Raw genomic sequence first — 23,947 nt, 5'->3', positions numbered from 1 at the left:
CTTTCCGCGCCTTGCGGAACACAAGTTAGGGGGCAACCCCCACAAACGGAGGACAGACATGAAGACGAAACTTTTGCTTTCGACCATTCTCGGGCTGGCGCTTTCGCTGCCCGCATGGGCCGCGACCCATCCGGTTACCGGCGAAGAGCTTTCTGCCAACCAGAATTATACCTACTGGCTCTTGGATGCGATCAAGTCGCTTGACCCGCAGATCAACACCGATGTTGAAGGTTCCGACGTGGTGCGCTCGCTCTTTGAAGGCCTCTTCAACGAAGGCCCCACCGGCGAGTTGGAGCCGGGCGTGGCGACGGGCTTTGACCTTTCGGACGACAAGACCACCTACACCTTCCATCTGCGCGCCGATGCGAAATGGTCGAACGGTGATCCGGTCACCGCGAATGACTTCGTCTATTCCTGGAAGCGGCTTGCGGACCCCGCGACCGCCTCGGAATATGCCTGGTACATGGAACTGATGCAGGTGGTGAACGCCTCGGAAATCACCGCAGGCACCGCCGCGGTCGATACGCTCGGTGTGCGCGCCGTCGATGACCTGACCTTTGAAGTGAAAATCCTCGCGCCCTTGCCCTACTTCCCGGCGATGACGGTGCATGGCTCGACCTTCCCGGTGCATCAGGCGACGGTGGAGCAATACGGCAACGAATGGACCCAGCCGGGCAAGCTGGTAGGCAACGGTGCCTATACGCTCAGCCAACATATCCACGGCGAAAAGGTCGTGCTGACACGCAACCCGATCTATTGGGATGACGCCAACACGATTCTGGAAACCGTCACCGCGCTGACCATCAACGACGAAAACCAGGCGCTGACCCGGTTCCTCGCGGGCGAGCTTGACCGCACCGGCGTGCCCGCCGGGCAGTTCCCGCGGCTTAAGGCCGAATACCCGGACGTGGCAACCTCGTCGGCCTATTCGTGCTCCTACATCTACATGATGAACCTGTCCGACAAGGGCAACCCGGCCTTGCAAGACATAAACGTGCGCCGCGCGCTTTCCTATGCGGTCAACCGCGACATCGTCGTGGATGCCGTGCTGCAGGGCGGCCAGCGCCCGGCCTACAACTGGACCCACTGGGCGACCGCGGGCTTCACCTTGCCCAGTATCGAATACGCGGGCTGGGCCCAGGCCGCGCGCGATGCCAAGGCGAAAGAGCTGCTGGCGGCGGCGGGCTACAGTGCCGCCAACCCGCTGAAGATCACGCTCAACTACAACACCTCGGAAGCGCACAAGAAAATCGCCATCGCCATTGCGCAATTCTGGAAACCGCTGGGCGTCGAGCTGACGCTCAACAACATGGAATGGCAGGTTCACACCGACAAGATGCAGAACCAGGACTTCGAGATGGCCCGCTACGCCTGGTGCGGCGACTATAACGAAGCCTCGACCTACCTCGACCTCTTCACCTCGTATTCGGGCCACAACAACGGCAAGTTCTTCTCGGAAGAATACGACCGGCTGATGAAGGAATCGAAGACCGCCGCTGATCCGCAGCCGATGTACACGGCCGCCGAACAGATCCTCGCCGACGAAATGCCGGTGATCCCGATCTACCATTACGCCAAGGTCGACATGATTGCCGCCGACATCAAGGGCATTCCGACCGCCAACGTGATGCAGACCTGGTACGCGCGCGACCTTTACCGCGTCGCCAAGTAACAAAGGCAACCGGGGGTGCGCGGGTTCCGCGCGCCCCCGACCCTTTTCAGGTCGGGGATCAGACCCATGTTCGCCTATATTGCAAGGCGGTTGGCCATTGCCGTGCCAACCCTGCTGCTGCTCATCGTGTTTTCGTTCCTGCTCATGCATGCCGCCCCCGGCGGCCCGTTTACGTCGGAACGCGGGTTGCCGCCGCAGGTGCTGGCCAACCTCAACGCCAAATACGGGCTCGATCAGCCGATGTGGCGGCAGATGCTGACCTATGTCTGGGGGATCGTGTCGGATTTCGATTTCGGCCCCTCGTTCATCTACAAGGACCGCACGGTCAACGCGATCATCGCGCAGGGTTTTCCGGTGACGCTGACCTATGGCGCGATTTCCTTCGTGGTGGCGGTGGTGGTCGGGGTAAGCCTCGGCGTCGCGGCGGCGATCTGGCACAATTCCTGGCTCGATTACCTCGCGGTCGGCATTTCGATTGGCGCGCAGGTGCTGCCGAACTTCGTGATGGCACCGATTCTGGTGCTGGTGTTCACGCTCTGGCTCGGATGGCTGCCGGGAGGCGGCTGGGAGGGCGGGCAGTGGCAATACCTGATCATGCCGGTGGTGGCGCTTTCCACCTCGTTCATGGCTTCGATCGCCCGGATCACCCGTTCATCGATGCTGGAGGTGATGAACTCCAACCACATCCGCACCGCCAAGGCCAAGGGCCTGCCGATGCACAAGGTGATCGTGCGCCACGCCTTGAAGCCTGCGATGTTGCCGGTGGTCTCTTACCTCGGCCCCGCCTTCGTGACGATGATCACCGGCTCGGTGGTGGTGGACATGTATTTTTCCACCGGCGGCATCGGCAAGGCTTTCGTCGATAGCGCGCTCAACCGCGACTATGCGGTGATGATGGGGGTAACGATTCTGGTCGGCGCGCTCACCATTCTCTTCAACCTTCTGGTCGATATCCTCTACGCCTGGATCGACCCAAAGATCCGGTACTAGATCATGGTCATTGACAGCACCCGAATGAAAAGCCTTGCCGACAGGCTGGCAGGCGACGAGGTCAAGGGCCGCTCGCTCTGGGCTGATGCGCGCAAGCGGTTCTTGAAGAACAAGGCGGCGGTCAGCGGGTTGGTCGTGCTTTTGCTCGTGCTCGCCTTCGCTGTGTTTGGCAACATGATCGCGGCCTATTCGAACGAGACGCTCGATTTCTCGGTGATGGGGCAGATCGCCGAAAAGGGCGGGCCATCGCTTTCCAACGGCCATTATTTCGGCACCGATGACCTTGGCCGCGATCTGTTCGCGCGCACCGTGCAGGGCACCCAGATCAGCCTTGCGGTGGGCATCGTGGGCTCTGCCATCGCGGTGCTGGTCGGCACCTTTTACGGGGCTTTCGCGGGCTATGTCGGCGGGCGCACCGACAACGTGATGATGCGGCTGGTCGATATCCTGATGTCGATCCCCTACATGTTCGTGCTGATCCTGCTGCTGGTTGTCTTCGGCCGTTCGATCATCATGCTGTTCATGGGCATCGGGCTGATAAGCTGGCTCGACATGAGCCGGATCGTGCGCGGCCAGACGCTGAGCCTCAAGCACAAGGAATTCATCGAGGCGGCCGAGGCCACCGGGGTTTCGCGGCTGACCATCATCCGCCGCCATATCGTGCCGAACCTGCTGGGCGTGGTTGCGGTTTATGCAACCTTGCTGGTACCGCTGATGATCCTGACCGAAAGCTTCATCTCGTTTCTCGGGCTTGGCGTACAGGAGCCGCTGACAAGCTGGGGCGCGCTGATTTCCGAAGGCTCGGGTACCATCAACTACGGCACGCTCTGGCAACTGGCGTTTCCGCTGTTCTTCTTCGTCATCACGCTTTTCGCCTTCTTCTTTGTCGGCGACGGGTTGCGCGATGCGCTTGATCCGAAGGACCGCTGAAATGGCCCTGCTGGACGTGAAAGACCTCGGCGTATCCTTCGCCACCAATGACGGCACGGTGAATGCGGTGAACGGCGTCAACCTGACGCTGGCGCGCGGCGAGACGCTGGGGATAGTCGGCGAAAGCGGCTCGGGCAAAAGCCAGCTCGCCTTCGCGATCATGGGCCTGCTGGCGCAGAACGGGCGGGCACGCGGCTCGGTGAAGTTCGACGGGCAGGAGATTCTCAACGCCCCGCCCGCGATCATCAACCCGATCCGCGCCAACCACATTGCCATGGTGTTTCAGGATCCGATGACCTCGCTCAACCCCTATTTGCGGGTTTCCGAGCAGATGGCCGAGGTGCTGGTGCACCACAAGGGCATGAGCAGGCGGGAGGCGCTGGCCGAGTGCGTGCGCATGCTCGATGCGGTGAAAATTCCCGATGCGAAGGGCCGCATCCGGCTTTATCCGCACGAGTTTTCAGGCGGCATGCGGCAAAGGGTAATGATCGCCATGTCGCTTCTGTGCCGCCCCGACCTTCTGATCGCCGATGAGCCGACGACCGCGCTCGATGTGACCGTGCAGGCGCAGATCATGCAGCTCTTGGCCGAGTTGCAGCGCGAGTTCGGCATGGCCACCATTCTCATCACCCATGACCTTGGGGTGATCGCCGGGTTCTGCGAACGGGTGATCGTGCTTTATGGCGGCCGGGTGATGGAAGAGGCTTCGGTTTATCCGCTGTTTGCCGAGCCCGCGCATCCCTATACGCGCGGCCTGCTGCGCGCGATTCCGCGGGTGGACCATGAGGGCGGCGAGCTTGACAGCATTCCCGGCAGCCCGCCCAACATGACCCGCGACCAGCAGGGTTGCCCGTTCGCTCCGCGCTGCGAATTTGCCGGCGAAGATTGCGCCGAAACCCTCGCGCCGCTTGTCGAATACGCGCCGGGGCGCTGGCGCGCCTGCAACCGCAGCCTGGAGGGCATGGCATGACCGGCGCGCCTCTGCTTCGGGTCGAAGACCTTCACGTTGCCTTCACCCTGCGCCGCGAGGGCGACTGGCCCTGGACCCCGCCGCGCAAGCTGCAGGCGGTCAACGGCGTCAGCTTCGATCTGGCCGAGGGCGAGGTGCTGGGGATCGTCGGCGAATCCGGCTGTGGCAAATCCACGCTGGCGCGCGCCCTGATCCAGATGGTGCCCGCCACCGGCCGCGCCATCTGGCAGGGCAAGACCGACCTTCTGCCGCTTTCACGCCATGCGATGCTGAAATACCGCGCCGATATCCAGATGGTATTCCAGGACCCGCTCGCCAGCCTCAACCCGCGCATGACCGTGGGCGAGATCATCGCCGAGCCGTTGCGCACCCATCACCCCGAACTTGGGCGCGACGAGGTGAAGGCGCGGGTCAAGGCGATCATGGACCGGGTGGGGCTGCTGGCGAACCAGATCAACCGCTATCCGCACGAATTTTCCGGTGGCCAGTGCCAGCGCATCGGCATTGCCCGCGCGCTGGTGGTCGGCCCCAAGCTGGTGATCTGCGATGAACCGGTTTCGGCGCTGGATGTTTCGATCCAGGCGCAGGTCATCAACCTTTTGATGGAATTGCAGCGCGACCTTGGCCTGACGCTGATTTTCATCGCCCATGATCTGAGCGTGGTGAAGCACATCTCGAACCGGGTGATGGTGCTCTATCTGGGGCAGATGATGGAAATGGCATCGGGGCAAGCGCTTTATGGCGCGCCGCAGCATCCCTATACGCAGGCGCTCTTGTCGGCGGTGCCGATCCCCGACCCGGTGCTGGAGCGGCAGAAGGTGGTCATCCCGCTGGTCGGCGATCTGCCCTCGCCGCTGGCACCGCCTTCGGGCTGCGTGTTTCGCACCCGCTGTTCGCGCGCAGAGGCGATTTGCGCCGAAGCGGTGCCGCAACCGACTGAGGGCGAGCATCTGGTGGCCTGCCATTTTCCCGGTCCGGCCGAGGTCTGATCTGGCGACAGGAAGTGCCGGGGGTAGTGTCTCAGTTTGAAATCTGACGGGGTTGACAGGGGTATCGCCCAGCGCCGCGTGTTCCTATATGCTAAGCGTGAAGCATAGGAGGCGAACCATGCCAATATACCAAATCACAGTAAGCCCGCCGGATAGCGACGTTACTATCGTCTTCAACGAAGAAGCGCAGACCTGGGAAGAAGCGCTCTATGAGGCCATCGGTGACCTCAAGAATGATCATCGGGTCACTGAGGCGCAATCGTGGGATGTCAAGGTGAGGTTAGTTGAGTAATGCCAAAAGGTCCGAACGGAGAGAAGCGCCCCGCCGACGCGGTGGGCTTAGCTGTGCTGATCGGTAAGATCGCCACGGGCGAGGTTGAGGACACGCCGGATAATGATGGCAAGGACAAGGCCGCGCAGGCGCTCGGGCGCAAGGGCGGCAAGGCCCGCGCGTCCAGCATGACACCAGAGCGGAGGGCCGAGATTGCTAAGACAGCGGCGGCTAAGCGGTGGGCTTCGAGTCCGAAGCCACGCTGATACTGATTTCAGATGCCGGGCCATAGGACAACTGAAAGGCCATTTTCATCAAATTTAGCCAAGCTACCCGTTGCTCCGCCCCCCACGGGCCTGTGTCTGGTAGCTTCTGGATAAGCGCGGAAATTAGCGGGTCTTTTGTATTCCCGCCGCCACCACCGCCGCCGTCTCCGTGCCCATTTTGGGGGGCTGGTGTGTCCATCTTTGGGAGGGCCGCGCCCTGATTTACCCCAGGCTGAACTAACCGGTTGCGCCCCTGCTCGAAGAATCCAGCTTGCTCCGCTGAGCGCTCGAATGCTTGCCGAGCGCGATCCTTCTGTTTCTGAGACACGCCGAGATGAGCCATGTCGCGCTCAAGTGCAGCTGTCGGCGGAATGACTCCACCTTTATATTTTTCGTATATGGCATTGTAGAGAGGAACGCTGAGGAACGCTTTGACCTTTGCTGCGCGAGCCTGATTAGGGTCTACAAGCTGCCGCCCAAGGTCAGTCAGCCGATGGCGAGTGTTGTCGCCGCCAAGGAGGCCGAACATTCGCGCGGAAGAGACTTGAACCCGAAAAGTCGAGCTTTTTGGACTTTGGCCGCTCCATGCGGCAAGCTGATCATCAGCACATTCGCCGCTTCCAACATTTCCGTGAATCGCTTCGGCTAGTGATGCCGCTGACTTCAGGTCCATATACGGAAAGCCGATAGTCGAGCGCTCTCGTTTCGCCTTGTCGTCCGCCGGGATGGTTTCAGGCTGTCCGTTCATTTGGCTGGCTCCTATCCACGCGTGAGGACATCGATATAGATAGCTTAACCTAAAACGCTGCGACCAGCAACGGTAAAATGCGAGTCTTTCGTTTTTCGCATTGACAGTGAGGTTGCGCGCACTCATAGTCACCGGCATGCAAAGGAGGCTTGCCATGATCAGGAGGGTTCACGGCCTCGGCGTGAAGCCGACCCGCTACCGGGGCCAAGGAAAATAGAAAGGCCGCTGCCCAATCCCTTGGAAGGTATGGCAGCGGCCCTAGGTCGGAAAGGGGTGGTCAGCTTTCGGGCTGACCACTTTGCGTCCGTAGCTCAGCGAATAGAGCGGGTGATTGCTACTCTCCAGGTCGTCAGTTTGATTCTGACCGGGCGCGCCATCAACAGAGCTTCGTGTGTTGATGCTTAGCACACGAAGCTTGCCATGTGAATCGGAAACATTGTGCTTGACGATAAGCATAAAAGTTCATATCATATAGGTATGAACAAGCTCGACATCAAAGCCCGCGTCACCATCCTCAGCATGCTGGTTGAGGGATCGTCCATGCGGTCGATCAGCCGCATTACGGGCGTCTCTATTAACACCGTGACCAAGCTGCTTGAGGACGCTGGCCGGGCTTGCGCAGCCTACCATGACGTGACCGTGCGCAACGTTAAAGCGGCTCAGGTCCAGTGCGACGAAATCTGGTCCTTCGTCTATGCCAAGGACAAGAATGTTGCGGAGGCCAAAGCTGCCCCAGATGGCGCTGGTGACGTGTGGACGTGGACCGCGATTGACCGCGACAGCAAGATGATCGTCGCCTTTGAGGTTGGCGACCGTTCGGCTGCAACCGCGCGCGAGTTCATGTTCGATCTGGCCGACCGTCTGGCGAACCGGGTTCAACTGACCACGGATGGGCACGGGGCTTACCTCAAGGCCGTGGGAGATGCTTTCGCCGCCGATATCGACTATGCAATGCTGGTCAAACTCTATGGCGAGCCTACGGGCGCGAAGGGCCACGAGCGCAAGTATTCCCCCGCCGAATGCACTGGCGCGATCAAGGAACCGATCTTTGGCAAGCCCGATCCGGCGATGATCAGCACCTCGCACGTTGAGCGCCAGAATCTGACCATGCGCATGGGGATGCGTCGGTTCACCCGCCTGACTAACGGCTTCAGCAAGAAAGTGGCGAACCACCTGCACATGCTCTCGCTCTACTTCGTCCACTACAATTTTGTGCGCATCCACAAGACGCTGAAATGCACCCCGGCAATGGCTGCTGGCGTGAGCAAGACCCTGCACGATATGGAATGGCTGGTTGCACTGGTCGACGCCGCCGCACCTGCACCCAAGCCGCGCGGGCCTTACCGGAAAAAAGTAAATTCAAACTGAGACACTACCGTGCCGGGAAAGGGCATTGCAACTGGCGAAGCGTGAAAGTAGCGTTTGCGGCACCAGAGCGGGCGAACCCCGCCGCTGCCAGATCGCTCACCTTCTCCAACACGAGGTCACACATGTCCCTGCATTCGCTCAAGCGCCTGTCAGGCGCGGCACTTCTGACACTGACCGCGGCCGCGATGCCGCAACTCGTTTCGGCCAAGACGCTCACCATTTCGTGGTGGGGGTTCAACGGTGACAAGCTCAACGAGTTCATCGTGCAACCGTTCCAGATTTTGTGCGGTTGCGAGCTGGTTTTCGAAACCGGCAACAACGCCGACCGGTTGAACAAGCTGCGGGTGCGTGATGGCAAGGGCGTTGATGTCATCTACCTGACCGACAGCTTCAGCCAGATCGGCATCGAAGAAGGCCTGTTCCAGCCGGTTGACCGCGCGCTGGCCCCCAATATCGCCGGGCTGCATGACATCGCGCAGGCACCGCAGGGTGCCTATGGCCCCGCCTATACGATTGGCCGGGTTGGCATTGTTTATGACTCCGCCAAGGTGACGCCGCCGATCACCCACTGGAACGACCTCTGGCGCGCCGATCTTGCCGCCTCGATCTCGCTGCCGGGGATCACCACGACCGCCGGTCCGATGGTGGTGATGCTGGCAGGCGACAAGGCGGGCACCTCGGTCTTTGCCGACCCGGCACCGGCATGGGCCGAAGTGGCGGCGCTGAAACCGAATGTGGTGAAGAACTACAATACCGGCTCCGAGATGATCAACCTGTTCTCGACCGGCGAAATCACCGTTTCGCTGGCGCAGGATTTCAGCCTTGGCCAGTTGCAGGCAGCGGTGCCGACGGTGGTCTGGGCCAAGCTGGAAGATGGCGACTATGCGACGCTGAACACGGTCAACATTCCCAAGGGTGCGGAAAACGTCGAGCTTGCGCATCAATTCATCAACTTCATTCTCGATCCGGCGCTGCAAGTGGTGCTCGGCGAGCAGGGGGTTGATGCGCCATCGGGCAGGAACGTGGTGCTGAGCCCCGAGGCCGCAGCCAAATGGACCTATGGTGCCGAAATGATCGCCGGGCTCAAGCGCATCGACTACGCCGCGATGAACGCCGCCAAGGCGGGCTGGATCGACCGCTGGAACGAAGTGTTCGGCATGTGATCGCGAACCGGCGGAGCGGCGAAGGCTGCTCCGCCTGCACCCGGCAGCCGCCGGGCCGGAGAAAGGGCGCTTGCCGATGCTGAAGCGGTTTGCAGGCTGGCTGATGAGCACCCCGGCCACGCTTTTGGTGGTGCTGCTGCTGATCGTGCCGGTCGCCGCGACGATTGCCACCACCTTCGGCGACCCGCGCGGGCCGTTTGCGCCCTATGTCGATTTCTTCACCTCGAGCTTTCGCCGCGCGGTATTGTGGCGCACCGTCGAGATCGCTTCGATCACCACGGTCATTGCGCTTTTTGTCGGGTTTCTGACAGCTTTCGTGGTGTCGCGCGCGCCGGGGCGGTTGAAAAGCATCCTGATCATCGCGGCGGTGTTTCCGCTTCTGACCGGGGTGGTGGTGCGCAGCTTTGCCTGGCTCATCATTCTGGGCAAGAACGGCATCCTGAACAATTTCCTGCTGTGGCTTGGGGTTACCGAAAAGCCGCTGACCATGCTTTACACCGAGGGTTCGGTGATCGTGGCGATGGTCTATCTGTTCGTGCCGCTGATGATCCTGACCCTTGTGGGGGTGCTTGAGGGGATTCCGGATGATTTGCTGCAAGCATCCGCCTCGCTTGGCGCAACCCCTTCGGCGACCTTCCGGCAGGTGGTGTTTCCGCTGGCGGTGCCCGGGCTGATCGTCGGGGCGGTGCTGGTGTTCACCGGCTCGTTCACCTCTTACGCCACGCCGCAGCTTCTGGGTGGCGAGCGGCAGATGGTCATGGGCACGCTTCTCTATCAGCGCGCGATGGTGGCCTTTGACTGGCAGGGGGCATCGACCGTGGCGGCGATCATGGTGGTGGTCACCGTTGCCGTGGTGCTTGGCATGACCCGCATCGCCCGCCGCCTGAACCCGATGAGCACCTGATGAAACAACCCCTGCACCCCCTGCTGATCGCCTTCGCGGTTGTGGTCTTTTTCTTTCTTGTCGCGCCCTTGGTCATCATCCTCGGGGCGGCGGTATCGGATACCACCTTCCTCACCTTTCCGCCGCGCGGCATTTCGGGGCGCTGGTTCGTGAAGGTCTTCGAGATGGCGGCGTTTCGGCGCACCATCGTGACCAGCCTGCAGATCGCTTTCCTTGCCACCGGGTTCGCGCTGCTGATCGGCCTGCCCGCCGCCTATGCGCTCAACCGTTTTCGCATCCAGTTGCCGCACTGGCTTTCGACCGTCTTCGTGCTGCCGATTCTGGTGCCCGAGATCGTGCTGGGCTTTTCGCTGCTGAAATCGGTGCAGGTGGCGGCCGATCTGCCGGTGTTCTCGACGCTGGTCATCGGCCATACGCTGATCGTACTGCCCTATGCGGTGCGGGTGATCTCGGCCAGCCTTTCCGCCTTCGATTTCTCGATGGAAGAGGCGGCAGTTTCGCTTGGCAGCCCGCCGCTCAAGACCTTCTTCACCATCGTTCTGCCCAATGTGCGCTCGGCGGTGATCGCCGCCTTCATCCTCGCCTTCATCACCTCGATCAACGATGTCTCGGTGTCGCTGTTCCTCACCGGCCCCGGCGTTTCCACCCTGCCGATCCAGATTCTTGCCCATGTCGAGCAGTTCTTCGACCCCGTCATCGCCTCCGTCTCGGTGCTGCTGATGCTCCTGACCGTGGGCGTGATGGCGGTGGTCGAGCTGACGCTGGGCCTGACCTTTCTTGCGAAATGAGCTGACATGACAGAGCCGCTGACCATTGAAGACCTCTCGGCGCATTACGGCAAGGTGCAGGTGCTCGAGGATTTCTCGTTGCAGATCGCGGCGGGCGAACTGGTTTCGCTGCTTGGGGCCTCGGGCTGCGGCAAGACCACGACCTTGCGGCTCATCGCGGGGTTTCTGGAGCCGACATCGGGGCGCATTCGCCTCGGCGATCAGGACCTGACGCGGCTTCCCGCGCACCGGCGCAACATCGGGCTGGTGTTTCAGAACTACGCGCTTTTTCCGCATCTGACGGTGGCAGAGAATGTCGGCTTCGGGCTCAAGCAGCGCGGCATTGGCGGGGCCGAGAGGGCCGCACGGGTTGCGGCGATGCTGGAACGGGTCGAGTTGACCGACCTGGCCAGCCGCCTGCCCGGCGCGCTTTCTGGCGGCCAGCGCCAGCGCGTGGCGCTGGCGCGCGCGCTGGTGATCGAGCCGCCCTTGCTGATGTTCGACGAGCCGCTTTCCAACCTCGACGCCAAGCTGCGGGTCGGCATGCGCGCCGAAATCCGCCAGATGCAGCGCGCCAATGGCACCACCTCGGTTTTCGTCACCCACGATCAGGAAGAGGCGTTTTCGATCTCGGACCGGGTGGCGATCATGCAGGCGGGGCGGATCATGCAGTTCGACACGCCCGAGACGCTTTATCAGCGCCCGGCAAACGCCTTTGTGGCGCGGTTTGTGGGGTTCGAGAACCTGATCCCGATGCGGGTGGTTGCCCGCGAGGGCGAGAGCGTTGAGGCCGAGGCCGAAGGCGGCGCGCGGCTTTCGCTGTCGCAGGCCGAATATGGTGCCATTCCCGATGCTTTCGTGCTTGGGGCGCGGGCCGAGGGGCTGCTGGTGTTGCCGCCGGAGGCACCGGGGTTGCCCGCCACCCTGGGCTTGCGCAGCTATCTCGGGCGCGCCTATCAGTATCTCTGCGCGACCCCGGCGGGGCCGCTGACCGCACAAGGCCCGCTTGGTGCGCCGCAGATGCCGGCGGCGGCGGCGCGGTTGCAGCCGCTGGCGGCGCAGTGCTGCATTCTCGCGCCCGAGTAATGGCAACGCTGATCCATAACGCCACCCTCCTGCCCTGCACCCTAGGCATGGAGGTGATTGCAGGCGGCTGGGTGCAGATCGAGGGCACCCGCATTCTGGCCCTTGGCGCCGGCCCGGCACCGATTGTGCCCGGTGCCGAGGTGATCGACGCGGGCGGCGATGTGGTGATGCCCGGCATGGTCAACCCGCATTGCCACTTGGCAATGGCGCTCTTTCGCGGCCTTGGCGAAGATGTCGATGACCGGCTGGTGCGCTACATCCTGCCGCTGGAACGGCGCTTCGTGACCCCAGAAATGGTCGCCGTCGGCACCGCGCTGGCCGCCTTCGAAAGCATCGAAGGCGGCGTTACCACCATCGCCGACATGTATTACCACGAGACCGAGGTGGGCCGGGTGCTCGACCGTGCGGGTCTGCGCGGCGTGGTGGGCCAGACCATCGCCAATTTCGCGCCGCCCGATCACGCCAGCATCGACGAGGGTTTCGCGCTTGCCGAGCGGCTTGTGGCGGAATTCTCGGGGCATGCGCGCATTACCCCCAGCATCGCCCCGCACGCGCCCTATTCGACCGACATTCCGGTGCTGGCGCGTGTCGCGGGCTTTGCCGAGGCCAACCCGGGCGTGCCGGTGCAGATCCATCTGGCTGAAATGGACAGCGAAATGGACTGGGCCGCCCGCACGCATGGCTGCCGCCCGGTCGAAGTGGTGGCGCGGGCGGGATTGTTGCGGCCGGGGCTGATCGCGGCGCATTGCCTGCACGTCTCGCCTGATGAGATTGCGCAGATGGCCGCCGCAGGGGTGGGCGTTGCGCATAACGCGCGCTCGAACGCCAAGGCCGGGCGCGGGATCGCACCGGTGGAGGCGATGCGGGCGGCGGGCGTGCCGGTCGGTATTGCCACCGATGGAGCAATGAGCGGCAACACATTGGATTTGTTCGCGCAATTTGCGCCGGTGGCAATGTTCCAGAAGCTCTTGGGCCACAGCCGCGCCTGCATGCCCGCGCGCGAGGTGATCCGGATGGCGACCATCGAGGGGGCAAAGGTGCTGGGGCTTGCTGCCCGGATCGGTTCGCTTGAGCCGGGCAAGGAGGCAGATCTGATCCGGGTCAGCCTTGGCGCGGCGCGCCAGCAGCCGGTCTATGACGTGTATTCGACGCTTGTTTTCGCCAGCCTGGCCAGCGATGTGCGCGATGTGATGGTCGCGGGCCGGTGGCTGATGCGGGGGCGCGAGGTGCTGAGCCTTGAGCGCAGAAAGGTACTGCGCGACGTGTTGCAGCTTGCGGCGCACTTCAAGGCCGAGATGCAACTCATAGACAAGGAACGGAAAAACCAATGAACGACTTGCTTGAAAAGGTGCTGGCGGCGGCAACCGACGGGCTTGATGCTTCGGTCAACCGGCTCGCTGATCTGATCCGCATTCCGTCGGTTTCAACCGACCCGGCGCATGCCGCAGATTGCCGCCGCGCGGCGGAATGGCTGGCGGCGGAACTGGCAGCGCTCGGGTTCGATGCCTCGGTGCGCCCGACCGCGCGGCACCCGATGGTGGTGGCGCATGCGGCTGGCCCCGGCCCGCATGTGCTCTTTTACGGCCATTACGATGTGCAGCCCGCCGACCCGCTGGAGCTTTGGCAGACACCGCCCTTCGAGCCGACCCTGATCGCGCGCCCCGATGGCGATACATGGATAGCCGCGCGCGGGGCCTCTGACGACAAGGGCCAGCTTCTGACCTTCATCGAGGCCTGTCGGGCCTGGAAGGCGGTTACCGGCGGCCTGCCGATCCGGGTTTCGATGCTGTTCGAGGGCGAAGAGGAAATCTCGTCACCCTCGCTCGCGCCGTTTCTGGCAGAGGCGGCCGAGGAACTTCGGGCCGATGTGGTGCTGGTTTGCGATACCGACATGTGGGACCGCGATATCCCCGCGATCACCACCATGATGCGCGGCCTCGTGGGTGAGGAAATCGAGATCACCGCCGCCAATCGCGATCTGCATTCGGGCATTTTCGGCAACGCCGCACGCAATGCCTTGCAAGTGCTGGCGGAGGTGCTGGCCAGCTTGCGCGCCGCCGACGGGTCGGTTGCGCTTTCGGGGTTTTATGACGGGGTGCGGGAGTTGCCGGGCGAGGTCGCGGCGCAATGGGCGCGGCTGCCGTTTGACGCGGCGGGGTTTCTGGGTGACGTGGGCCTGAGCGTCCCTGCGGGCGAAGCGGGCCGATCGGTGCTTGAGCAATGCTGGGCGCGGCCTTCGTTCGAGGTGCACGGGGTCTGGGGCGGCTTCACCGGCGAGGGCTTCAAGACCGTGATCCCGGCCAAGGCACATGCCAAGGTTTCCTTCCGGCTGGTGGCCGGGCAAGACCCCGAGGCGGTGCGCGCCGCCTTTCGCGCCCATGTGCGCGCACACCTGCCCGCCGATTGCACGGTGCGCTTTACCCCGCACGGCGGCAGCCCCGCCACGGTGATGCCGCTTGACGGGGTCTTGCTGCGCAAGGCGCTGGTTGCGCTGGGCGAAGAATGGGGCCGCGAGGCGGCGGTGGCGGGAACCGGCGGTTCGATCCCGATTCTCAATGCGTTTCGCGACCGGCTGGGCATGGATGCGCTGCTGGTGGGGTTCGGGCGCTTTGACAACCGGGTGCATGCGCCGAACGAGAAATACGATCTGAGCTCGTTTCACCACGGTATCCGAAGCTGGGTGAGGATACTGGCGGCGTTTGCGGGGTAGGGTGGTCTTGCCCGCTGCCTTGGTGCCGGGCAAGGCCCATGCGCTACCACACCACCTTATGGCTTGCCCCCGTCTGCACGTTCACCAACCCCTCGGGGACTGCCGCCGTGGGTGCGACCAGCACCCAGGCCCAGGGCGCACAGGTCAGCGTGGCGAATTGCAGACGGTGCGGAAAACCGGGGAACCAGCGCGGGCTGAAGCTTGGCTCATAAAGCCAGTCGATCCGCGCCGCCGCCGCCTCAAGCGCCGCGTAACCCGCTGCCACCGCCTCGGCGGGCCGCGCGCTCATCAACCCGCCGACCTCATAGGCGAGGTCGGCCAGAATGCGCCCGTCCGAGGCCAGCGCCCAGCCACCCTGATTTTCGCGGATCCGGTTCACCGCCAGCGCCATCGCCGCGTCGGAAGACCCCACCACCCAGATGTTGTGCTGGTCATGCGCCACCGAGCAGGCAAGAGCGGTGTCGGGCGTGGCCGGGCCGCAGCCGCGCCAGAACATCCGCGCGACGCCACATTTTCCTGAATAGCGGTCCACCACAGCGAATTTGGTGATCGCGCGGGCGGGGTCGCGCTGCACCTCGCCGCCCAATACGGGCAGTTCCTCGGTCAGGAAATCGGCCGTCCAGTGGAACGGGCGCAGCACCGCCGCCTGCATGCTGGCGCGGCCCGGTGCGGCGGCAATGGCGAAATCCGCGGCCTCTAGCGGGCGCGGCAGGTTCACCGTGCGGGTTGCCCATTCCGGCCAGGTGATCCGCGGCAGGGGGCCGATGTAGCGGCTGCCTTCGCTTGCCTGCCGCCCGTCGGCCCAGACTTCGGCAATTGTTACCGCAGCCAGGTCGGACAAAAGCACGATGTCGGCATAACGACCGGGCGCAATGCTGCCCACCCATGGCGTCAGCCGCATGTGCCGCGCGGGGTTGAGCGTCACGCATTGAATTGCGGCCTCGGGCGCAAGGCCGTTGGCAATCGCCAGCCGCAGGTTATGGTCGGTGGCACCGATCGCGAGCGTATCTTGCGCCGGGCGGTCGTCGGTGGCGAAGGCGACCTGGCTCCAGTCCCGCAGACCGCGCGCCATGAGGCCCTTGAGGATCTCGGGCATCGAATGCGCGCGGATTTGCAGGAAGATGCCATGGGTAAGCTTGTCCCACGCTTCCTCGGCCGTCCAGGCTTCGTGGTCCGAGGCAAGCCCCGCCGCGGCAAAGGCGTTGATTGCGGGCAGATCGCGCAGCCCCGCGCCGTGGCCCTCGACCACGCCGCGCGCCGCCAGCGTGGCCCCGATCATGCCCCAAAGCCGCCCATGCGAGGGGTTTTCGGGGCGCGTCAGCGCCGGCCAATCCATCACCTCATCGAGGCCCGCGACCATCGGGTGTGCCATGAATTCCGCCTGCTCGGCAGCGCCGAACCAGCCGCCGCCGCCCTCGTAGGCGGTCGGCGGCACCGCCGAGCCGGGCAGCGGAAAGATTTTCGCCGGGCTCCCCGCCGCCCGCGCCATCAGCCAGAATTCCAGATTGCGCGCGCCGTTGACGTTGGAAAACTCGTGGCTCGCCTCGCAGGTCCAGGTGCAGCCGCGCGGCAGCACCAGTGCGGCCTCATGTTCGGGCGTGAGATGCGAGCTTTCGATGTGCTTGTGGACCTCGCCAAAACCCGGCACGGCGGCAAGGCCGGGCCGCTCCACCACCTCGGCGGCGCTGCCGGTGTAGCTGCCGCGCGGCCCGACAAAGGCGATGCGGCGGCCACGGATGACGATTTCGACATCGTCCGCCCAGGTGCCGCTGCCGACATCAAGCATGCGCCCAACCCGCAGGATGCGGTCTGCCTGCCGCCGCCCCAGCGCCACCTGCACCAGATCCTGGCGCAGCACCACCTCATCGGTGGCATCGAGAATGAGATCGTCGGGCAGGTCGGTCATCATGGCTCCCTTGCACCCCTCTCTTGTGGCTGCGTGCCGATTCACTATGAAAGGGGAGGGAGAGGCAAGGGGGCGCAGGCATGGCAATCATACGCGCGGTGATCGACACCGATCCGGGCATTGATGATGCGGTGGCAATTCTCTACGCGCTCTCATCGCCCGCCTTCGAGGTGCTGGGCATTACCACGGTGGCGGGCAATATCGGCATTGCCACCACCACCCGCAACGCCGGAAGGCTTCTGGCGCTGATCGGCCGGGCGGATGTGCCGGTGGTGGCGGGGGCATCGGAACCGCTGGCGCGCAAGGGGTTCGACAGCTCCGAAATCCACGGCAACGACGGCCTGGGCGGGGTGCGCTTTCCCGATCCGCTGCAACCAGCGGGGCAGGGCGCGGTCGAATGGCTGGCGGCGCTGCTCATGCGCGAACCTGCCGCCAGCATCGATGTGCTGGCGCTCGGGCCGCTGACCAACCTCGCACGGCTGGTGACCGATCACCCGGCGGCGGCGGCGCGCATCTGCCGCCTGATCGCCATGGGCGGGGTGATTTACGAGGCGGGCAATGTGGGGCCGCGGGCCGAGTTCAACATCGCCGCCGACCCCGAGGCGGCAGCAATCGTGCTTGGTGCCGGGCTGCCGATCTGGCTCATTCCGCTGGACGCGACGCGGCAGGTGCGCGCCGATGCAGCCTATCTCGACGGATTGCGGGCTTCGGGAACCAAGGCGGCGGTGGCGGTGGCGGCGCTCATTCAGGCCTATTTCGAAAGCACCACGGTTTCGCTGCCGCCTTCACCCCGCCCCGGCGGCGGTCAGCGCGACGCCGATGAAGTAGGGCCAGACGACAAGCGCGAGGACCCCCTTCCAGAACCCCAGCCCAAGGTAGCCGAGGGTGAACAGCCAGCCCGCAAACCACAGCAGGCCGAACTCGTTTTGCACGCGGATGGTTCTTTCAGCCATGACGCACCTCCTTCGGTGGGCAGTATCGGGGCGGGCAGGGTGCCGCGCCATGAGGTGGATCAAGCCGCGATGCTGCTGGCCACAAGTCGCCCGTTGCATGACCCCTGCGTGATGCTGCTGGCCGAGCGGCCAGAGCTTTTCGGCTGCACCCCGATGGGCCTTGCGGTCGATCTGGCGCAAAGCCGCGACGCGGGCACGCTGACCCCCGACCCGGCCGCCCCGCCGGTGCAGGTGGCGCTGCGGGTCGATGGCGCGGCGGCACTGGCGCTGCTTGCCGCCCGGCTTGGTGGGCAGTAGGCGATGATCGAGCATCCGCATGGTTTCTGGCAGGAACTCTACCCTCCGGGCCATTTCGCCCCGGTCGCGGGCGGCTGGGACAGGGTCTTTCCCGGAACCCTGCCCGATGGCCGCCAGATCGCGCTGCCGATTCGGGTGCTGCCGGGCGACGGGCAGCAGGCGGTGGCTTCGCTGATCGTCAATCAGGCGAGCTTCGCGGTCGAGGCGGCGCTGGTGGCGGCGATGGCCGAGGCGTTGCGCCGGTTCGACCCCGAAGTGGTGGTGGGTGTTCCGACGCTTGGTCTGACCCTAGCCGCAGGCGTGGCGCGGGCGCTTGGCCACGCCCGGATGGTGGCCTTGGGCACCTCGCGCAAGTTCTGGTATGACGAGGCCCTGAGCGAGCCGATGACCTCGATCACCAGCCCCGATCAGGCAAAGCGGGTCTATCTTGACCCACGAATGCTGCCGCTTTTTGCGGGCCGCCGGGTGGCGTTGGTGGATGATGTGGCAAGCTCTGGGCGGACTTTGGCGGCGGTGCTGCGGCTTCTGGCGCGGGCCGGGATCGTGCCCGAAGTGGCGGCCTTCGCGATGCTGCAAGGCGAGGGCTGGCGCGCGGCGGTGGCCGCCTCGCCCATGCCGCTGCTTGCGGTGCGCGGCGCAATGACAACGCCCCGGCTCGCGCTTGGCGCGGACGGGCACTGGCGCGCGGTGGAGGGATGAGGATGGCAAGAATAGCAGTCATGCGAGAGGCTTGGGCCGATGCGGCAGTGCCGCTGCCCGGTTATGAAACGGCGGGCGCGGCGGGGGCCGACCTGCGCGCCAACCTGCCCGAGGCCGTGCGCGCCGCGGGCCTGCGGCTGGAACCGATGCAGCGCCTGCTGGTGCCGACCGGGCTGCGCCTTGCCATACCGGAAGGCTACGAGGTGCAACTGCGCCCGCGTTCGGGGCTGGCGCTGAAACACGGGGTCACGCTTGCCAACGCCCCCGGCACCATCGACAGCGATTATCGCGGGCCGCTGGGGGTGATTCTGGTCAATCTCGGGGCGGAGCCGTTTGTGGTTGGCCATGGCGCGCGGATCGCGCAAATGGTGGTGGCGGCGGTGGTGCAGGCGGGTTTCGACGTGGTCGGGGCATTGGCTGAAACCGCGCGCGGCGCGGGCGGTTTTGGCTCGACCGGGACGGGTTGAGGGGAGAAGGGCATGGTGCTGCTGCTGGCGATCGCGCTTGTCGCATTCGGGCTGGTGCTGCGGTTTTCGGCGCGCCGCATTGGCGGGCTTCTGGCGGGGCTGTGGCTGGCGGTGGTGCTGGCGCATCTGGTGCTGGCACCGGGCAATCCGCTTCTGGCCCGGATCGGCGGCAGTCTGGCGGGCTGGCTGGTGCTTGGCGGCGCGGTGGCGCTGGTGCTGGGCTATCGCGCGGCCCTCTTGTGGCTGAAGGCGCGGGCAAGGCCCGCGCCCGCGCCTGCGGCGGGCGGGTTTTCCGCCACGGAACTGGAGCGCTATGCGCGCCATATCGTGCTGCGCGAGATCGGCGGGCCAGGTCAGGCGCGGCTCAAGGCGGCGCGGGTGCTGGTGGTGGGGGCGGGGGGGCTTGGCTCTCCGGTGCTGCTCTACCTCGCGGCGGCAGGGGTGGGCATGATCGGCGTGGCCGATGATGACCGCGTCTCGAATTCGAACCTGCAGCGGCAGGTGATCCATACCGATGCGCGGATCGGCATGGAAAAGGTGCGTTCGGCAGAGATTGCGCTGAAGGCGCTCAACCCCTTCATCGAGCTGCGGCTGCATCCGCTGCGGGTGAGCGCCGGGAACGTGGCAGGGCTGGTGGCCGAGTATGACCTGATCCTTGATGGCTCGGACAATTTCGCCACCCGATATCTGCTGAACACCGCCTGCATTGCGGCGCGCAAGCCGCTGCTTTCCGGCGCGATCACCCAGTGGGAGGGGCAGTTGAGCCTTTATGACCCCGCCCGCGGCGCGCCCTGCTATGCCTGCGTCTTTCCCGAGGCCCCCGCCGCCGGTCTTGCACCCGCCTGTGCCGAGGCCGGGGTGATGGGTGCCTTGCCGGGGGTGGTGGGGGCGATGATGGCGACCGAGGCGATCAAGGAGATCACCGGCGCGGGGCAGAGCCTGCGCGGGCGGCTGGTCCTTCATGACGCGCTCTGGGGCGAAAGCCGGGTGATCGCGGTCGCCCGGAACCCCGATTGCCCGCAGTGCGGCGCGGGGCGGGGCGGCGGAGACGCAGCAGACACCTGAACCCGCGGCGGTCGGGCGATACCGGTGGCCGGGTCGTGTCTTTGCTGAGGTCGGAAACCGCTGGCGCGGTCCGTTCTGATTGGCGGGGTCCCGCCCTTGTCGCCTCTCGGCAGTGGGCGGCAAGAGCGCTGCGGGCAGCGGAAGGTGCCTCCGGCGGGGATATTTGGCCTGAAGCAGGTGCGATGTCGGGGTACCCGCTTGCGCTGTTCCGGTCTGGCCCTGCGTGCCATCGGCCGGGCGGGCCTGCCTCGGTCGGGAGTACCGATCCGGGGCATGTCGGAGGGCTAGCCCGCTGCCACATCCTGATGGATGATGACATCGGCCTGCGGGTAGCTGATGAGGATCTGCCGCTTCAGTGCGGCGCTGATTGCATGGGCTTCACGCAAGGACTGCCCGCCATCAAGCTCGATGTGGAGGTGGACGAAAATCCGGCTGCCGGCGGTGCGGGTCTTGAGGTCGTGAAAGCCGCGCACACCGGGCCAGTTGCGGGCAATGGCGGCGATGCCATCGACCAGCGCCGGGTCGGCGGTGCGGTCCATCAGCGCATCCCATGCCGCACTGCCGATGCGCAGCGCGCCATAGGCCATGTAGAGCGCGGCGGCGAGGGCAATGATGCTGTCGATACCGCCAAGACCCCAGCGCGCCGAAACGGCAAGCGCCAGGATGGCGCCAAGCGTTGGCAAGAGGTCGCCGATATAGTGCAGCGAATCGGCGGCCACGACGCGGTTGCCGGTGCGCCGCGCGACATGGCGCTGCCAGCCGACAAGTGCCGCAGTCAGCACTACCGAGGCGAGCATGACCGCGATACCGCGGGCTTCGGCGGCGAGCGGCGCGGGATCTGGCGACAGGAGCCGGGTTGCCGCCACCCAGCCGATTGCCGAGGCCGAGACGAGAATGATCAGCGATTGTGCTAGTGCTGCAAGGTCTTCGGCCGAACTATGGCCAAAGGCGTGGTCATCATCGGGGGGGCGCGATGCGTAGATGATGGCGACCAGACCGCCGAGCGAGACCAGCAGATCCATGGCGGAATCGGTGAGCGAGGCGGCGATGGCAAGCGAGCCGGTCTGGCCGAGTGCCCAGAGTTTCAGCCCGACAAGGGTGAGCGCCACCGAAACCGATGCCAGACCCGAGGAAAGGTTGAGCAGCCTGTGCGTTTTCACTGCCATCTGCCCCTCCGCCCAACCGGGTGCCTGAATCGCGCCGACCGCGCGCTCGCGCGTCGCGCCACCCCATAGGCTGCGGCGCGGGATTTGGCCAGAGCCGGATCGCCGCTATTCGCGCAGCTCGTCCGCGTCCACCCCCCAGATCGCGGACTTCGGCACCCAGCCTTGCGCCCCGGGTGCCGCGACGCGGCACCAGTCTGGCAGGCATGCGCCCAGCCGCGCCTGCGCCCCGGCCTCTGCCCTTGCCAGAACCGTTGCTGTGACATCGGGACGGGCATGCAGATCGGCGGCATCGGGGGTGATGATGACGGTCCGCACGCCCGAGAGAAGCGCGTAATGCACCCAGCCGCCCGCGCCTTCGCGGTCTTCGACGCGGCGCCAGTTGCCGTATTCGGCGGTCACCCGCAGCGGCATGCCGTTATGGCGAAACACCCAGTCGATGCGATGCGACAGCGACGGGCCGCGCCTGGCGTTGCCTTCGGAACTCTTGAGCGAGACATAGCGCGGCAGCGGCAGGTTGGTTACCGGGCCACGCGAGGCTGCGGCTGCGATGGGCGCGGCCTCCTGCGCCACCGCCGGTGCTGGCGGCAACGCGCAGCACAACGCCAGCGCCGCCGCGCCGAAGTAACCTTTCGCCATGGTCATTCTCCGCAAACTGCCCGTCGCCTCGCTCGATGTTGCGCTTCGCCCGTTTTGCCGCGCGCGCGGGGCCTTGTGCCTTGCCCCTTTGCGCGTCACTTTGCACCAAGGGCAAGGATTTGCATAGCAAGAGGAGGGTCGTCATGCCTGCACCGCGGCTGAGTGTTGTCGTGACGCGACGGTTGCCCGAGGTTGTCGAGACCCGGATGAAGGAATTGTTCGATGTCGAGTTGCGCGAAACCGATACCCGCATGGACCGCGAGGAACTGAGCGCGGCGATGCGGCGGGCCGATGTGCTGGTGCCCTGCATCACCGACCATATCGATGCCGCGATGCTGGCGCAGGCCGGGCAGAAGCTCAAGCTGATCGCCAATTATGGGGCCGGGGTGGACCATATCGACATCACCTCGGCGCGCCAGCGCGGGGTGCTGATTTCCAACACCCCCGGGGTGATGACCGATGACACTGCCGACATGGTGCTGGCGTTGATCCTTGCCGTCATGCGGCGCATGCCCGAAGGTCTGGCGGTGATGCAGGCCGGGGATTGGCAGGGCTGGTCGCCCACCGCATTCATGGGCACGCGGGTGGGCGGCAAGCGGCTGGGCATTCTGGGCATGGGGCGGATCGGGCAGGCGGTGGCGCGGCGCGCCCGCGCCTTCGGCATGCAGGTGCATTACCACAACCGCAAGCGGCTGCGCCCCGAGATCGAGGCGGAACTGGAGGCGACCTATTGGGACAGCCTCGACCAGATGGTGGCGCGGATGGACATTCTCTCGGTCAACTGCCCGCACACGCCTTCGACCTTCCATCTGATGAACGCGCGGCGGCTGAAGCTGATGAAACCCACGGCAGTGATCGTCAACACCTCGCGCGGCGAGGTGATTGACGAGAACGCGCTGACCCGGATGTTGCGGTCGGGCGAGATTGCCGGGGCCGGGCTTGACGTGTTCGAGCATGGTCACGAGATCAACCCGCGCCTGCGCGAACTCGCCAATGTGGTGCTGTTGCCGCATATGGGGTCGGCAACGCTGGAAGGCCGCATCGAGATGGGCGAGAAGGTGATTGTCAACATCAAGACCTTTGCCGATGGCCACCGCCCGCCGGACCTCGTGGTGCCGGGGACGCTGTGAGCCGGAGCTTCGGAAGAAGCTGGCGCATCGCGCTGGCCTCGCTCGTGCTCGTTGCTGCCTGCGCGCGCGGGTTGACGCCCGCCGAAACCGAGGTGGCGCGGGCGCTCTTTGGCGCATCGCTTGATCCCGGGGCGGTGCGGGTGCTTGCGGGGGTGGGGCTTGCGCCCTTGCCGCAGCCGGATGAAGCCGCTCTGCCCGCATCGCCGCGCCAGCCGCCGGAAAACCCCTGCCTGCGCCAGCAATCGCCGCGGCGCGTGCTGGCGTGGCCCGCCGCCTTCACGCTTGGCAACCGGATCTATTTCAACCCGCGCTACTACGCGCCCGATGCCGCGCGCGGCTACCCAAGGTCGCTGCCGCTGCCGGCCTCGCTGTTGCTGATGCACGAGCTTGTGCATGTCTGGCAATGGCAGAACCGGGCGCAGACCGGCTATTCGGCAGGTCGGGCAGCGGGCGAGAGCGTGGCGCGGGTTGACCCCTACTGGTGGCTCACTGAGGAGGGGCGGGCGTTTCTCCGCTTCGGCTTCGAGCAACAGGCTGCAATCATCGAGGATTTCGCCTGCTACGCGTTTTTCGACCGGCGTGACCCCAAGCTTGCGGAGCTTGCGGCGCTGCTGCGCCCGGTGTTGCCGGTGGACCGGTTCCTGGCCGGGCTTGCCGCCGCGCGCTGAGGCCGAGGGCTAGGTCTCGGCCCTGCGTCGCAACGTCGCTTTCGGGCGATCAGGGGTCGGCTGGTTCTACCCAGCGCGGGCAGCTTGCGGCAAAGTGCGGCTGCAAGGTTGCGCAAGGAGTCGACG

Annotated in this window: 23 protein-coding genes and 1 tRNA gene; 20 read left to right on the top strand and 4 right to left on the bottom strand. The window is 65.1% G+C overall.

Features of this window, described 5'->3' with window-relative positions; genetic code table 11:
* Positions 1–58 precede the first annotated feature (58 nt).
* From Q8J98_RS14255 to Q8J98_RS14230, 6 genes are all read left to right on the top strand, one after another.
* Entirely contained in the window at positions 59–1,672 is a 1,614-nt protein-coding gene (locus Q8J98_RS14255) for a peptide ABC transporter substrate-binding protein (protein ID WP_305294957.1), read from the top strand.
* A gap of 66 nt (positions 1,673–1,738) precedes the next feature.
* Positions 1,739–2,662 carry an oligopeptide ABC transporter permease OppB gene (gene oppB / locus Q8J98_RS14250; RefSeq protein ID WP_305185763.1) on the top strand — a complete coding sequence of 308 codons (924 nt, stop codon included), beginning with the start codon at positions 1,739–1,741 and terminating at the stop codon, positions 2,660–2,662.
* Between the two features lie 3 nt (positions 2,663–2,665).
* A complete protein-coding gene (locus tag Q8J98_RS14245) occupies positions 2,666–3,592 on the top strand; it encodes an ABC transporter permease subunit (RefSeq protein WP_305294956.1) in 927 nt (308 codons plus the stop codon).
* A gap of 1 nt (position 3,593) precedes the next feature.
* Positions 3,594–4,562: an oligopeptide/dipeptide ABC transporter ATP-binding protein gene (locus tag Q8J98_RS14240; RefSeq protein WP_305294955.1), complete on the top strand. Its 969-nt coding sequence runs from the start codon at positions 3,594–3,596 to the stop codon at positions 4,560–4,562.
* Complete coding sequence (locus tag Q8J98_RS14235) at positions 4,559–5,551, top strand: oligopeptide/dipeptide ABC transporter ATP-binding protein (RefSeq protein WP_305294954.1); 993 nt, start codon at positions 4,559–4,561, stop codon at positions 5,549–5,551. Before Q8J98_RS14240 ends, Q8J98_RS14235 begins: the two co-directional genes overlap by 4 nt.
* 118 nt (positions 5,552–5,669) lie before the next feature.
* Complete coding sequence (locus Q8J98_RS14230; RefSeq protein WP_305294953.1) at positions 5,670–5,843, top strand: hypothetical protein; 174 nt, start codon at positions 5,670–5,672, stop codon at positions 5,841–5,843.
* Positions 5,844–6,053: 210 nt separating this feature from the next.
* Here Q8J98_RS14230 and Q8J98_RS14225 read toward each other — a convergent pair whose 3' ends face one another.
* Entirely contained in the window at positions 6,054–6,836 is a 783-nt protein-coding gene (locus Q8J98_RS14225; RefSeq protein ID WP_305294952.1) for a hypothetical protein, read from the bottom strand.
* Positions 6,837–7,136: 300 nt separating this feature from the next.
* On the opposite strand from Q8J98_RS14225, the gene Q8J98_RS14220 reads away from it, so the two are divergent.
* The 8 genes from Q8J98_RS14220 (at position 7,137) to Q8J98_RS14185 (ending at position 14,834) form a co-directional block, all read left to right on the top strand.
* A tRNA-Ser gene (locus tag Q8J98_RS14220) sits at positions 7,137–7,212 on the top strand.
* 101 nt (positions 7,213–7,313) lie between these two features.
* Positions 7,314–8,204, top strand: coding sequence for an IS1 family transposase (locus tag Q8J98_RS14215; RefSeq protein ID WP_305294951.1), 891 nt, complete (start codon positions 7,314–7,316; stop codon positions 8,202–8,204).
* A gap of 122 nt (positions 8,205–8,326) precedes the next feature.
* Positions 8,327–9,367, top strand: coding sequence for an ABC transporter substrate-binding protein (locus Q8J98_RS14210; RefSeq protein ID WP_305185759.1), 1,041 nt, complete (start codon positions 8,327–8,329; stop codon positions 9,365–9,367).
* Between the two features lie 76 nt (positions 9,368–9,443).
* Entirely contained in the window at positions 9,444–10,271 is an 828-nt protein-coding gene (locus Q8J98_RS14205) for an ABC transporter permease (RefSeq protein ID WP_305294950.1), read from the top strand.
* Positions 10,271–11,059: an ABC transporter permease gene (locus Q8J98_RS14200; protein WP_305294949.1), complete on the top strand. Its 789-nt coding sequence runs from the start codon at positions 10,271–10,273 to the stop codon at positions 11,057–11,059. The genes Q8J98_RS14205 and Q8J98_RS14200 overlap by 1 nt, the downstream gene beginning before the upstream one ends.
* A 6-nt stretch (positions 11,060–11,065) precedes the next feature.
* Complete coding sequence (locus tag Q8J98_RS14195; protein ID WP_305294948.1) at positions 11,066–12,124, top strand: ABC transporter ATP-binding protein; 1,059 nt, start codon at positions 11,066–11,068, stop codon at positions 12,122–12,124.
* Entirely contained in the window at positions 12,124–13,455 is a 1,332-nt protein-coding gene (locus Q8J98_RS14190; RefSeq protein WP_305294947.1) for an amidohydrolase, read from the top strand. Before Q8J98_RS14195 ends, Q8J98_RS14190 begins: the two co-directional genes overlap by 1 nt.
* Positions 13,452–14,834 (top strand): dipeptidase, encoded by a 1,383-nt coding sequence (locus Q8J98_RS14185; RefSeq protein WP_305294946.1) that lies wholly within the window; start codon positions 13,452–13,454, stop codon positions 14,832–14,834. The genes Q8J98_RS14190 and Q8J98_RS14185 overlap by 4 nt, the downstream gene beginning before the upstream one ends.
* A gap of 43 nt (positions 14,835–14,877) precedes the next feature.
* Here the strand turns inward: Q8J98_RS14185 and Q8J98_RS14180 are convergent, their stop codons facing one another.
* A complete protein-coding gene (locus tag Q8J98_RS14180) occupies positions 14,878–16,740 on the bottom strand; it encodes an adenine deaminase (RefSeq protein ID WP_305294945.1) in 1,863 nt (620 codons plus the stop codon).
* 80 nt (positions 16,741–16,820) lie between these two features.
* Between Q8J98_RS14180 and Q8J98_RS14175 the strand changes: the two genes are divergently transcribed.
* Genes Q8J98_RS14175 through Q8J98_RS14160 form a run of 4 tightly spaced genes read left to right on the top strand, consistent with a single transcriptional unit; the run spans position 16,821 to position 20,221 of the window.
* Complete coding sequence (locus tag Q8J98_RS14175) at positions 16,821–17,990, top strand: nucleoside hydrolase (protein ID WP_305294944.1); 1,170 nt, start codon at positions 16,821–16,823, stop codon at positions 17,988–17,990.
* Between the two features lie 3 nt (positions 17,991–17,993).
* Positions 17,994–18,689 carry a phosphoribosyltransferase gene (locus tag Q8J98_RS14170; protein WP_305294943.1) on the top strand — a complete coding sequence of 232 codons (696 nt, stop codon included), beginning with the start codon at positions 17,994–17,996 and terminating at the stop codon, positions 18,687–18,689.
* Between the two features lie 2 nt (positions 18,690–18,691).
* On the top strand, positions 18,692–19,156 hold the full coding sequence (gene dut / locus Q8J98_RS14165; RefSeq protein ID WP_305294942.1) for a dUTP diphosphatase: 465 nt from the start codon (positions 18,692–18,694) through the stop codon (positions 19,154–19,156).
* A gap of 12 nt (positions 19,157–19,168) precedes the next feature.
* Positions 19,169–20,221: a molybdopterin-synthase adenylyltransferase MoeB gene (locus Q8J98_RS14160; protein ID WP_305294941.1), complete on the top strand. Its 1,053-nt coding sequence runs from the start codon at positions 19,169–19,171 to the stop codon at positions 20,219–20,221.
* A gap of 284 nt (positions 20,222–20,505) precedes the next feature.
* Here the strand turns inward: Q8J98_RS14160 and Q8J98_RS14155 are convergent, their stop codons facing one another.
* Together Q8J98_RS14155 and Q8J98_RS14150 are read right to left on the bottom strand one after the other, a co-directional pair.
* Positions 20,506–21,387, bottom strand: a complete 882-nt coding sequence (locus Q8J98_RS14155) for a cation diffusion facilitator family transporter (RefSeq protein ID WP_305294940.1) — start codon at positions 21,385–21,387, stop codon at positions 20,506–20,508.
* Between the two features lie 105 nt (positions 21,388–21,492).
* Complete coding sequence (locus tag Q8J98_RS14150; RefSeq protein WP_305294939.1) at positions 21,493–22,029, bottom strand: SH3 domain-containing protein; 537 nt, start codon at positions 22,027–22,029, stop codon at positions 21,493–21,495.
* Between the two features lie 137 nt (positions 22,030–22,166).
* Between Q8J98_RS14150 and Q8J98_RS14145 the strand changes: the two genes are divergently transcribed.
* Together Q8J98_RS14145 and Q8J98_RS14140 are read left to right on the top strand one after the other, a co-directional pair.
* Positions 22,167–23,153 (top strand): D-glycerate dehydrogenase, encoded by a 987-nt coding sequence (locus Q8J98_RS14145; protein WP_305294938.1) that lies wholly within the window; start codon positions 22,167–22,169, stop codon positions 23,151–23,153.
* Entirely contained in the window at positions 23,150–23,821 is a 672-nt protein-coding gene (locus Q8J98_RS14140) for a DUF4157 domain-containing protein (protein ID WP_305294937.1), read from the top strand. Before Q8J98_RS14145 ends, Q8J98_RS14140 begins: the two co-directional genes overlap by 4 nt.
* Positions 23,822–23,947: the final 126 nt, after the last annotated feature.

Origin of the sequence: Phaeovulum sp. (assembly GCF_030684035.1) — a bacterium.
Lineage (GTDB): Bacteria > Pseudomonadota > Alphaproteobacteria > Rhodobacterales > Rhodobacteraceae > UBA6213.
This window is presented reverse-complemented; position numbering and strand designations above follow the sequence as displayed.